Below are 12754 nucleotides of genomic sequence, written 5' to 3'. Positions count from 1 at the left end.
GATAATCCTAGGCTAGGGCATTCTGAATTGCTTAGCTTCCAACGCTAGTGGCTCTACTATCCACTGTATATTGGGCAGATCAGTTGTTTCATCAACTCAAATGCTTAGATATCAAAGGGTTGCAGAGACGATTCCTTAGAGATGAGCTAGAAGAAAGAGGACTGTTTCAAGGACAGGAAGTCACAAGCGATCGCCCGAAAAGCAATTGCAGCAGCAAATCGTGATGTGGGAAGAATTACTGGAGAAGTTGGGAGGGTATGAATAAGAAATCGCACTCATCAGCCAAAATGCAATGCGATCGCCTAAAAAGTCTGGTCGCCTCACCAAACAAAGTTAAAATGTTCTCCATGAACTAATAAGCTAATAACTAATAACTTCTTCTCTTCATATCTCTTTTTGTAAAGAAGTTTTGACTAACTTAAATCTCACTGCTTGACTACAACTCCCAGCAAATACTGGGATTAAGCAGAAAATTCGACCTCAGACAAGATAGGGGTTCAGCTTGTGTATGCTACCCGTTAAGCAAAATTAACGATGAAAAAAATTCTCTCCTTTTGGATTTTCTTGCTGCTGGTAATTATTACCTTAACTAGCTGTAGCTTTCGTAACACACAAGAGGGTATCACCATCACTCTGAGTGGTTGGCAAAGTAATACTACCGAGAAACAACTGCTAGACCAGGTTTTGCATAAATTTGAATCCCAACATCCAAATATCAAGGTGAAGCATGAAGTCATCAATGACCAATATATGGATGTAATTAAAACCCGATTAATTGGTGACGCTGCTCCCGATGTTTTTTATTTAGATTCTTTTGAAGCGCCTTTACTCATGAAGTACGAGGTGCTAGAACCTCTTAATCCTTACATTACACCTCAATTTGATTTAGCTGATTTTGAGCCAGCTTTACTGAAAGCCTTTCAACTCAAGAATCAAACTTATGGATTACCAAAGGACTTCTCCACGCTTACACTCTTCTACAATCAAGACGCTTTTAAAGAATCAGGCATAACCCAGCCTCCTACAAATTGGGAGGAATTACGCCAATATTCAAAAAAACTTACTCTTGATAAAAACAGAGATAGACGAGTCGATCAATATGGTTTAGGAATCACACCAGAACTTTCACGACTAGCCTTTATGATTAAAGCCTTTGGCGGCAGTATTGTTGACCAAAAGGGCTATGCTGCATTTGCTACACCCGAAGGCTTAAAAGGCTTGCAATTAGTCATTGATCAATATCGCCAAGAGCGTTCTTCAGCTCAACCTTCTGATGTCGGTGCAAACTCAGGAAGTGATATGTTTGGTCAAGGCAAAGCGGCGATGACGATTGAAGGAACTTGGGCAATCCCTTACTTGAAAGAGACATTTCCCAACCTTGATTTTGGCATAACAGAAGTTCCGACAATCAACGGGAAGAAAGGAACAATTGCTTTTACAGCCGCTTACGTTATGAATAAAAAAACCAAACATAAAGACGCAGCTTGGCAATTAATTTCTTATTTAACTAGCAAAGAAGGCATGAAAGCTGTATCTACAGGAGGCATTGGCTTACCCTCTCGTAAATCCGTTTTAACGGAGCTAGGATATGCTAACAATCCTCTTTATGCTCCCTTTATTAAGGGTTCTAGTTATGCAACAATTTGGCAAGCTGGCGAACATCTTCCAACTATTTATACCCAATTCAATAACCAATTTATCAGTGCCTTGATTGGTGAACAACCCTTACCGAGAGCAATGAGGCGATCGCAAATAGCAGCTAACAAGGAAATTCGCGCTGCAAACTAATCAAGGAATCTCGCTAAATCGAGTGCAACTATGAAAGCAGTTTGGAAAAAAGAAAGTTTTAGAGAAGCTTTAGCTGGCTACTCCTTCATGACTCCGACAATTTTAGTCATTGGAACATTTGTCGTTTTACCAATCATCTATGCTTTATTTATTGCCTTCCACAAAGTCCGTATTTTGGGAGAATTAAATTATCGGTTTATTGGTTTAAAAAGCTTTTTTAGGATGGTGGATGATGAGCGTGTTTTGATTGCTCTAAAAAATACAGCTGAATATGTATCGGTTGTCGTACCGATTCAGACGATTTTAGCTCTTGGTTTAGCTCTTATTCTTAACTCTCAAATCAAAGGCAAGAATCTGTTTAGGATTATCTTCTTTCTCCCGACCGTTACTTCATCGGCAGTTTTAACCCTCATCTTCATGTGGATTTATAACTCCAATGGTCTATTTAATAATATTTTAGCTTTTCTAGGATTACCAACCTACAACTGGATTGGTGACCCAATGGTTGCTCTAAAATCTATTATGTTGATGAATATTTGGTCAACAGCACCTTTTTATATGGTGATTTACTTGGCTGCTTTACAAGACATTCCGGTTTCTCTCTATGAAGCAGCAAGGATTGATGGTGCAAATCGGTTTGACCAGTTTATCTCTATTACCCTACCACTGCTTAAACCTGTAACATTCTTCATCGTTGTTATGGGTGTGATTGGTACATTCCAGCTATTTGACCAGTCTTATATTTTTTCTGCTGGTTCTGGTGGTCCTAATAATTCTACTTTAACGGTTGTATTGCTGATTTATCAGTACGCTTTCAAAAATTTAGATATGGGTTATGCAGCTGCTCTTGCCTTGATGCTAGCAAGCATCATCATGGTTGTTACACTTATCCAACGTTATTTATTCAAAGAAGACAATTAAACTACAGTCTGGCTAGCATGAAGCATTTACCTGGAACGAAAACTTTTATCTATACGGCTCTTGTTCTGTATTCGGTTATTACTTTTTTGCCGTTTGCTTGGGCGCTTTCTGCTTCCTTCAAGCCGCTCTCAGAAATCATTTCTGGAGGTATGAATTTTATTCCCAAGCAGTTTACTTTAGATAATTACAGAACAATCTTTTTTCAAGAGCCACTATTTGGACGTTGGTTGTTTAACAGTATTCTTGTTGCTATTTGTATTACTGCGTTCAATCTTCTATTTAACTCAATGGCAGGTTATGCCTTGGCACGAATTAATTTCATGGGAAAACAGCTATGGTTTTTCTTGATTTTAGCTGTTTTAATGGTTCCAAGCCAAATTACCCTTATTCCTAGCTATTTAATCTTAAAGAATTTTGGCTGGCTTAATTCTTATCAAGGGTTGATTATTCCAAATATTGTCAATGCCACATTTATTTTTATGATGCGGCAATTTTTTCTCAATTTTCCCAAAGAGCTAGAGGAAGCTGCGACGCTAGATGGATTAAGTCGGGGTGAGATGTTTGTCTCAATTGTCTTGCCTTTGGCAAAACCTGCTTTAGCTGCCCAAGCTATCTTTATTTTTATGGGAGCTTGGAATAATTTTTTGATGCCGCTTGTAATTCTATCTGACCCGGATATGTTTACGCTTCCCTTGGGGTTAAATTCATTTAAGGGGCAATATATTAGTTATTGGAATTATATTATGGCGGCTTCTATGGTTTTAACGCTGCCTGCACTACTAATTTATGCGTTCTTCAACCGCTATTTTATTAAAGGGGTAACGTTTACAGGTGGTAAGGAGTAGATATTCTTTTCCTGTACCGGATACTCTGGGATATTATCATGCGGCTGACCTGAAAGCTCATTCAAATAGCTGAGGCTAACGAGTTTACAATCTGCCACAATTGACCAAAGCTTGAGTTTACGATGTTTGGGTCTACGGGAAACTCTGTGATTAGGAGGCAGTAAGAGGTGAACACTATACCAAAGCAGCGTATAACTGTTGCCCTGGTTAACCTGGTGTTAGTTGTCACTACGGGCTTGTTACTGGTGCTACTGTGGCAACTGCGAAGCTTGTTGGTAGCACTAATGATTGCGATAGTTGTAGCAGCAGCGCTTGCTCCAATTATTGATAGTGCCGAAAAGCTGCGGTTGCCTCGGTGGTTAGCGGTAATCGTGGTGTATTTGGGATTAATAGGACTTTTGACAGGTGCAGGGGTATTGATTGGGCCGACAGTGGCTGAGCAAATTCAGCGCTTGATTCGGAGACTACCCGGTTACCTGGAAGTTGTGCGATCGCTTATTGAGAACTTGGCAATTCGTTTTGGTTTGACTGATCCAGAAACAGTCAGTCCGGTTAGCCAACTACTCAATCCTCAGGCACTTACGGGTTGGGTGATTCGCTCAAGTCAGCAGTTGTTGGTGCGTTCTTATAGTGTCACTAGAGGGATTCTCGGCGGTTTCTTTACCCTGATTCTTGCCCTGTTGCTCTCAGGCTATATGTTGTCAGGTTCTGAGAAATTGATTCAGGGCTTGGTCAGTTTATTCCCCTATCCTTGGAATGAGCGTTTGGAAGCGCAAGTCGAGCCAGTTACCCAACGGATGGGGGGATACATTCAAGGGCGAGTCTTGGTTTCGGGAATTTTGGGTATTGCAATTACTGCTGGTTTGGGAATTTTGGGGCTTTCAGAGTTTGCTCTAGGTTTAGGGGTAATTGCAGGTTTTACGAATTTGATTCCCTTTTTGGGACCAATTTTAGGTGCAGTTCCGGCTTTAATTGTTGCAGTTGGTCACGGTGGGCTAACGTTCTTCTGGGTGTTACTGTTGTTTGTGATTATCCAGAATGTTGAAACTTACGTGCTTGACCCTTTACTCGTTGGTAATTCGGTGAAAGTCCATCCGTTGTATCAGCTATTGGCTGTGTTGGGAGGAACTCAAGTTTTAGGCATTATTGGCGCGTTAATTGTTCCACCTTGGGTGGCTGGTGCGGCTGTGCTGTTGGAAAATCTTTACCTGAAACCTAAACAGTTGGCGGAACAACAGGAGGCGTTGGTTACAGCACGAACTCCCGAAACTGCAAATCCGTTACCTGTGAATCGCTGAAATGGATGAAGGGGTTTGATAAGCAGTTGTTGGTTGTTGGGTTTAAAAGGGGTGGGATGTAAGTTAAAAAATACAATATTGTTTCTTGAAGAACCCGGAAATGGGGGGAAGCCCCCCCAAACCCCCCTTTTGGGGGACGGAGTGCCTCCCCCAAACCTCCTCACTAAAGCTCCGGTGCACAAGGATTTATCTGTAGATTATGTAAGGAAAGTTTGGTTTATTGGCTTCGCAATTAAGTAAAGACTGGTTGTTAGGAATCAGGCATAGTTGAAGTCTGTAACAACCAACAACTAACAACTAACAACTTTTATGATTCGCTTCCCATATTTAGCGAGACGATTTGTCCGGCTTGCGGCTGTGGCAATGGCGATCGCTGTTTTGCTATCGTTTACACCCGTCTTTGGTCAGGACAACCCCTCTCCCTCTGCTACCATCGTCCTTGATGGACGCCGCCTGTTTGAAGTTAGCCCGTCTGGAGGATATAGTGCCCAAAAACGAGCGGAGGATGCTAATCGCCTACTCAAGCAGAAAGTCCGAATCCCTAGTCCTCCTATATCCGTGACTATTGATGAAACTCAAGATTTACCCATTATTCAAGTAGATGGCTCTCACTTACTTACCGTTACTCAGGGGGATGCACCACCCGGAAGAACGACAGAAGAGCAAGCACAGATTTGGGTGGGACAATTGGAAGAGGCGATACAGCAGGCACAAGAGCAACGTCGTCCTGCCTATATCCAGAAGGCAATGCTTGTTTCCGTGGGGTGTGTGTTATTTGCGATCGCATTGAGTTGGGGATTGGGTTGGATTTGGCGGCGTTGGCTACAGCCAAAGCTTCCCCCAGAAGTCAAAGACTCAGAAGATAGCCGCCAACACCTGACAATTGAACTCGCCGTAAGAATTCTCTTTGCTTGCATTCGATTAGCGTTGTGGCTATTCATAGCCCTTTACATCACAAATTTATTCCCCCAAACACGGGAACTAAGCCGTCAGATGCAGGATACTCTTGTTGGCAGTTTAGTCTCTGAGTTGATTCCCTTAGGAGACAAGTCCTACTCAGTTTTAGATTTATTAATTCTCCTAGGGCTATTCACGGGTTTAGTGATACTGGCAAGAACAGCAAAAAAGCTGTTGCGATCGCGTGTCCTACGCTTAACAGGCTTAAATCGTGGTTCCCAGGAAACTGTTGCTCAGATTGCCACCTACGGCATCATTTTCCTCGGTACGATTGTCCTGCTGCAACTATGGGGACTTGACCTCAGTTCCCTAACTATCTTTGCTAGTGTCTTAGGTGTTGGTATTGGCTTAGGATTGCAGGGCATCGCCAAGGAATTTATCAGCGGTTTGGTGCTGATTTTTGAACGTCCTATTAAAGTCGGTGACTTTGTGGATCTAGGCGAACAGATGGGAACCGTTGAGCGTATCAGCGTCCGCAGCACAGAAATCCTTACCCTGGATGAAATCTCGATTATTGTGCCTAATTCTCGTTTCCTTGAATCAGAGGTTATTAACTGGACACACAACTCTCCTGTATCGCGCTTAAAAATACCAGTCGGTGTTGCCTATGGCTCAAACCTCACTACTGTTCGAGGTGCTTTGATTGATGCAGCAAAAGAACATGCCGACGTTCTTGCGGAACCAGCCCCTAGGGTATTCTTCATGGGTATGGGCGAAAGTTCCCTAGATTTTAATTTGCTGGTTTGGATTGACGAACCTCGTAAGCAATTCCGAATTAAGAGCGACATCTACTTTCGGATTGAAGCAATTTTACGTCATCGCGGCGTTGAAATTCCCTTTCCTCAGCGAGACTTGCACGTTCGTTCTGGCAACTTACCGATAGAAGTCTCGCCCCAGCTTACAGAATCTCTTAGTCAGTTATCCAATAGCCTTATCCAATGGTTAGAAAAGCAGTCAACAGCTCCAAGTCAGGAGAATCATGGTAATCGTGATACATCCAATAATGGACAGCATCGCGATCGCGAATATTAAATCCGTTTGCTATCAAAGATTTTGAGCTTGTAAAAATGGAAAAACTCTTTTTTAAGAATTTTGTTTGCAAGAAAATGGGCTAAGGAATTCAGTTGCAGTATCGTTAAACTTATCCGCTCTAGCTGTAAACTAAAGGCAGCAAAAAAAGCATCAATGGTTTATTTATTAACTCCAATTCGAGCTTCCAGTACCTTTGTGATGGTACTCACGGATAGTCGAGTACGTTCGCTTAGTTCTTCTATTGTGTTTCTGATTGCCGTCTGGCTAAAGAGAGCTTCTGCTGTCCCTGTGAAGAGAGAACTACTCCACGTCTGCGCTTAGGCTTTTGCAGTTTCATCACGAGTGCCTTGAAATTGCTCGACCTTGGCAACTGCCAGTAGCCACAGGCTTATAGTCATGCATAGATCGGTTGATCAATGCTGAGACTTGCCTTGAGAGACTACTGTGCTAGCTTCCTGGGGAGGATATTATAAGCTGTCGTAGTCTGGGTGCTGGTAGTTGACCATGCTGGCAAGTCGATTGCTAGACGGCTCGTCTTCTGTGCGTTCTTCAGGTAGCCTATCTGCAAGGTGCAGCCAAACGACTCGGCGCTCGACACCATAATGAATCACTGGTGGCACTGCATCTGGCTGATCAAGGCTACCAATTGTTACGCTAAGCCATTCGCTATCGGTATCGCGAAACGACAAAGGTGTGCCACACTCAGGACAAAATCCCCGCTCTGCAACGGAAGAACTACGAAACAATCTTGGCGTTCCGCAAGTCCAAGCAAAGTCTTCTTGTCGAACTGGAGCAAGCGGCGCGAAGAGATTACCCATCGCCTTCTGGCACATCCGACAATGGCACAAGTGAGCACCCTCTGGCTGGGCATAAAGAGCATACCTTATTGCTCCACACTGACAACCGCCAGTAGCCACAGGCTTTCTAAGTACATCTGTCATTCTTCAAACTCGGTAGTAACCCTTAAGTTAATTCCAACTTTATGGGTTTATTCAAACTTAAGATAGTTGCCTTTTATCCTACCTTGATAATCTGACGCTAAATAGCGTGCGGATAGACGATCACTTACCACTTGGCGAATCACCAATAATTTTGTTTAATCAGCTAAGTTCAAGCACACCTGCTGCCTCAGCAAACAGTTAAGCCGGGGGTTAAGTAAATTAATTCCTTAGCATAAGTAGACTTTGCTAAAATCAATAATCCGCCTATGGATAGATGAAAAAATTGTAGGTCACCCAATCGGGTGACCTAAGTGGGTGAAGTGCGATCGCTTTGTATTCTAGTTAACTGAAAAAAGGACAAAATTGAGTATGTCAAGATGGCAACTAGAAACGGCACGAATGGCGATGACACTCTCAGCGGAACTGATGAGAACGACATCCTAAATGGCTTAGCGGGCAATGACACCCTCAATGGGGGAGAGGGTGATGACATTCTAGATGGTGGTATAGGTGCCGATCTCATGGAGGGTGCCAATGGTAATGACACCTACATTGTTGACAACATTGGCGATCTGATTGAAGAGACAGCCCCTAATGATAGTAATAGTTTCGACACCGTAGAATCCAGCATTACTTGGGTACTAGGTGAGAACTTAGAAAAGCTGGTTCTTACGGGTAATGCAGCAATAAATGGCACAGGTAACGATCTAGGCAACCTCATCTACGGAAACTCTGCCAACAACTCTCTATTTGCTGGCTTCGGCGATGACCTTCTCGATGGTGGTGCGGGTGCCGATCGCATGGAGGGTGGCAATGGTAGCGACACCTATATTGTTGACAACATCGGCGACCAAGTTATTGAGTTTAGCAATCCTTACTACGATACCGACACTATAGAATCGAGCATCAGTTGGACGCTGGGTAGCAACCTAGAACGTCTAGTTCTTACGGGTAATGCAGCGATAAATGGCACGGGTAATGGTCTCAACAACGGTCTTACTGGCAACGATGCTAACAACTCGCTGTTTGGTGGTGCTGGCGATGACGGTCTTGTCGGAGGAGGCGGCTCAGATATCCTTGATGGTGGAGATGGTAATGATACTTATTACATCAGCGATAACACCGACACAATTATCGAAGGTGTGAATGGTGGCATAGATACGATTAACTCTTCCGTCACTTGGACGCTAGCTACCAACGTAGAAGCACTTTATCTGATCGGTGAGGCGGCGATAAATGGAACAGGTAATGCTCTCAACAACAGCATTCAAGGCAATGATGCCAGCAACACTTTAAATGGTGGCGATGGCGATGACGACCTCACTGGAGGAGGCGGTAACGACATCCTTATCGGTGGAAATGGTAATGATCTTTATCTCATCTATAACGATGATATATATTCTGATGCCAACGACACCATTGTTGAGGACGCAAATGGTGGCATAGACTTGGTTTTCTCTGCTGCTTCTTGGACACTTAGTGCCAACGTGGAAAACCTGACTCTCTATGCGCTTAGTAGCCTCGATACCATGTATGGCACTGGTAACGAACTCAGTAATGAAATTAGGGGAGATTACAGCCTTGACACTCTCATAGGAAAAGCGGGTAATGACATCCTCATGAGTGGTGCGGGCAACGACACCTTAATTGGTGGCAAGGGCAGTGACACGCTTACAGGTGGTACTGGGGCTGACCATTTCCTCCGTAAGTACAGCACTACAGCCATTGACACTATTACCGATTTTCAGATGGGAGAGGATTTGCTGGGTTTCTCAGCTAGTGGTTTCGGCGGTGGACTAGCTGGGGGAGCTGTACTGAATGAGACTCAATTTACCATTGGTTCAGCGGCGGCTGATAGTAGCGATCGCTTCATCTACAACAGCGCTACAGGTGGTCTGTTCTTTGATGCTGATGGTATTGGTGGCACGGCACAAGTAAAAATCTTCACACTCTCTTCTGGCTTGGCAATGACCAACGCGGATATTTTTATCTTCGCATAGTCTCTCTTACTCGACTAAGGCAAGTGGTTTTGCCAGTAGCTGCAATTTGTTTTTGGCAGTTATTATCTAACTTTTTCCCAAGCTTTTGAACGATTGAACATAAGGAAAAATCTCATGGCTATTATTAATGGCGACGCGACTAATAACGTTTTATTTGGTACCGACAGCGATGACATCATTAGAGGTCTGGCTGGCAATGACACACTCAATGGTAATGCAGGAAATGATGAGCTATTTGGGGATGATGGTAATGACAGCCTTGATGGTGGAACTGGCGCGGATACCCTCATTGGTGGAGCGGGTGTTGATACTTATTACGTAGACAACCTATTGGACAACGTTGTTGAAGACGTGAATGGTGGTCTAGTAGACAAGGTTATCTTTAATGTTGGGAATACATCGGGAAGTGTGAGTTATACATTGGCTGCCAATGTAGAACACCTACAAATCTTAGGTGGTGCAAATAATGCCAATGTTAATGCCACAGGCAACGAGCTAAATAACTTTCTCATCGGGAATTCTTATCAGAACTCCCTTTTTGGTCTAGCAGGTAATGACACCTTGGAAGGTTCGGGTGGTGGCGATTTCCTCTATGGCGGAACGGGTAATGATATTTACCGTGTTAGAGATGTCACAGACAGCATCATTGAAGACGTAAATGCTGGAGTAGACACTGTTGAAACTACCGTCTCTTGGATTTTGAGTGCCAACGTGGAGAACCTTTTGCTCAAAGGAGCAGCGAATCCAGCAGGAGGAGAGCAGGATCAGCCAATCAATGGCACAGGCAATGAGTTGAACAACACCATCACGGGGAATGATGCCAACAACGTTTTGTATGGCAAGCAGGGCAATGACACCCTTCTGGGTGAGGGAGGCGATGATCGCATAGTCGGCGGCATCGGTAACGATATACTCACAGGTGGCGTTGGAGCTGACCGTTTCCTCCGTAAGTACAGCACTACAGCCATTGACACGATTACCGATTTTCAGGTGGGAGAGGATTTGCTGGGTTTCTCAGCTAGTGGTTTCGGCGGTGGACTGGCTGGGGGAACTGTACTAAATGAGACTCAATTCACCATTGGTTCAGCGGCAGCTGATAGTAGCGATCGCTTTATCTACAACAGCACTACAGGTGGTCTGTTCTTTGATGCTGATGGCATTGGTGGCACGGCGCAAGTACAGATCTTCATACTCTCTACTGGCTTGGCAATGACCAACGCAGATATTTTCATCTTTGCCTAAGTACCATAACTACAGAAGCTAGTGTATCAAGGCAAAAGTTTCTGACCACTTCACCGAATGATGGACAAATGGGGAAATGGGAGGATTTTGATTCGTCAGCTTTTCTGCCCCACTGTATGAGGCACGCGATCGCTTTTATTGCCTAAAACCAGGCTTTACGGCTGACCACAACGGCAATTTATTCAACAATTGCTTTAGGAACTTCTTTGCTATTGTCCTGCTGTACTTCATTCAACTGAAAACTGCTATATTGCTAGCCCTTTGAACGGAGTATTGCCACAGGAAACGAAGCAGTAACGGAAACCTCAGTACACTCATCATCCCCTACTTCGATCAAGAACCTGATTCTAAGCGCCGTCGCCACTCTGCATCAATTTGGTCTGAGCGCTCTATCTCTTGGTCGAGTAAATCGTTTTCACTGGTGTAGACCAAATTTTCTTCAGTAATGACATTTTGAGCAGCGAATTGCTGAGCATAAGCAATTTTCTTCTGAACAGTAGTGTCTGCCTGACTCAGTGCGATCGCTTGTTCTTGCCGTTTTTGATTTCGCGCTTCTACACTCTTATTTTTTAGCTGAATCCAGAAATACCGAATCAGTGGGATTGCTAAAAAACCAATTCCGTAAGCTAGTAGTAACCAGTAAATTGACTGGACAAAGGCAACAAATCCACCCAACTGTGCGGCAATCTGCCCCCCACTCAAGAGGGAACCCAGCATTAAAGCACCAACACAGTTCACAGCACCTAGCCCGATCGCTAGCATAACCTGACCACTAGTTGCCTGACTAAAGCGCCAAAGCCGTTCCCGGAGATAAGCTTGCACGGCTTGCACAGACTGCTGTCGTGCTGTGGTTTGAAGGGTTGGGAAGTGATAGACAATCTCTCCGTCTGGGCTAACTTCCGGATACCCATCGAAGCGAGCCAGCACAGGCAGCATATAGTCTTCGGACTCGCGTTGATACGATTCCCCAAGATTGTCAAGATACGGTGCAATCTGTTCTGCGGCTACAGCACCACGAGAATTGCGAATTACAGTAGCAATCTCTTGCCAACGACGTTCTTCTAAATCAGCGTTGGGATTGCCATCACCAAACAGAAACGAGAAGATTGCTTCCAGGAAATTTAACTGTTTTTTTTCAGATGAACGAGAGGCAGCCCCTTGGCGAGAGTAGCGCCGATCATAACCTGGGTCGAAAAACCAGAAGATATCAGGGCCAAACCAGAAGAAGGGCATGGAGAAGCCGCCCCCCCCGGAATGACTGCTATCACCACCGGAATCGTTGTTATCGCTAGCTGCACTAATGCCAATGACGATAATTGCGATCGCCACCATAATCAGGACGATGGAAAGCAGCAGCACAATTCCGAAAGAAATCCGGATCAGGTAAAATAAGACACGCCAAACTTTTTCCCACCATTCCTGCAACTGCAACCGTAAGAACTTGTTGCGTAGAACTGAACGAAAGTTTTTGGGAAAGAGGTAGGCAATCTCACCCGACTCTGCTACCTGTAAATGTCCGCCCGCATTGGAGGCTAGGGCAAGTAAACCTTGTTGGGCAAGATTGATATTTAATCCAGCCTGGGTTGCCACATCCCCAACGGTGACGCGGTAGCCCAGTTGCTCGACAGCTTTCATTATTTTGGGATCGGGAGCCATAGCTAATCTCAATAAAGATTTCCCTACTATCTACAAGTATAGAATTCTGACTTTAGACAGTTGTACGGCTTACT

The 12754-nt window shown here is 44.2% G+C and carries 10 protein-coding genes; 7 read left to right on the top strand and 3 right to left on the bottom strand.

From position 1 onward, the window contains the following. Positions 1 to 180 precede the first annotated feature (180 nt). Positions 181 to 324, bottom strand: a complete 144-nt coding sequence (locus H6F98_RS17520) for a hypothetical protein (protein WP_192219978.1) — start codon at positions 322 to 324, stop codon at positions 181 to 183. A 210-nt stretch (positions 325 to 534) separates the two neighbouring features. On the opposite strand from H6F98_RS17520, the gene H6F98_RS17515 reads away from it, so the two are divergent. From H6F98_RS17515 to H6F98_RS17495, 5 genes are all read left to right on the top strand, one after another. After that, positions 535 to 1788 carry an ABC transporter substrate-binding protein gene (locus H6F98_RS17515; RefSeq protein ID WP_192219977.1) on the top strand — a complete coding sequence of 418 codons (1254 nt, stop codon included), beginning with the start codon at positions 535 to 537 and terminating at the stop codon, positions 1786 to 1788. 30 nt (positions 1789 to 1818) lie between these two features. Continuing rightward, positions 1819 to 2709, top strand: a complete 891-nt coding sequence (locus H6F98_RS17510) for a carbohydrate ABC transporter permease (protein WP_192219976.1) — start codon at positions 1819 to 1821, stop codon at positions 2707 to 2709. Between the two features lie 17 nt (positions 2710 to 2726). Continuing rightward, positions 2727 to 3554 carry a carbohydrate ABC transporter permease gene (locus H6F98_RS17505; protein ID WP_192219975.1) on the top strand — a complete coding sequence of 276 codons (828 nt, stop codon included), beginning with the start codon at positions 2727 to 2729 and terminating at the stop codon, positions 3552 to 3554. 176 nt (positions 3555 to 3730) lie between these two features. Next, complete coding sequence (locus H6F98_RS17500) at positions 3731 to 4852, top strand: AI-2E family transporter (RefSeq protein WP_192220062.1); 1122 nt, start codon at positions 3731 to 3733, stop codon at positions 4850 to 4852. 309 nt (positions 4853 to 5161) lie between these two features. Then, positions 5162 to 6841 carry a mechanosensitive ion channel family protein gene (locus H6F98_RS17495; protein WP_199348609.1) on the top strand — a complete coding sequence of 560 codons (1680 nt, stop codon included), beginning with the start codon at positions 5162 to 5164 and terminating at the stop codon, positions 6839 to 6841. 467 nt (positions 6842 to 7308) lie between these two features. Here H6F98_RS17495 and H6F98_RS17490 read toward each other — a convergent pair whose 3' ends face one another. Continuing rightward, positions 7309 to 7782 (bottom strand): GFA family protein, encoded by a 474-nt coding sequence (locus tag H6F98_RS17490; RefSeq protein WP_192219974.1) that lies wholly within the window; start codon positions 7780 to 7782, stop codon positions 7309 to 7311. Positions 7783 to 8159: 377 nt separating this feature from the next. Here H6F98_RS17490 and H6F98_RS17485 point away from each other — a divergent pair, with 377 nt between their 5' ends. Together H6F98_RS17485 and H6F98_RS34125 are read left to right on the top strand one after the other, a co-directional pair. Beyond that, entirely contained in the window at positions 8160 to 9782 is a 1623-nt protein-coding gene (locus H6F98_RS17485; RefSeq protein ID WP_192219973.1) for a calcium-binding protein, read from the top strand. A 114-nt stretch (positions 9783 to 9896) separates the two neighbouring features. Further along, on the top strand, positions 9897 to 11024 hold the full coding sequence (locus tag H6F98_RS34125; protein WP_192219972.1) for a calcium-binding protein: 1128 nt from the start codon (positions 9897 to 9899) through the stop codon (positions 11022 to 11024). 333 nt (positions 11025 to 11357) lie between these two features. On the opposite strand, the gene H6F98_RS17475 is transcribed toward H6F98_RS34125, so the two are convergent. Beyond that, positions 11358 to 12680, bottom strand: coding sequence for a hypothetical protein (locus H6F98_RS17475; RefSeq protein WP_192219971.1), 1323 nt, complete (start codon positions 12678 to 12680; stop codon positions 11358 to 11360). Between the last annotated feature and the right edge of the window lie 74 nt (positions 12681 to 12754).

The sequence above is a fragment of the Microcoleus sp. FACHB-SPT15 genome, from assembly GCF_014849525.1.
In the GTDB taxonomy this organism is placed as follows: Bacteria; Cyanobacteriota; Cyanobacteriia; order Cyanobacteriales; family Coleofasciculaceae; genus Symplocastrum; species Symplocastrum torsivum.
This window is presented reverse-complemented; position numbering and strand designations above follow the sequence as displayed.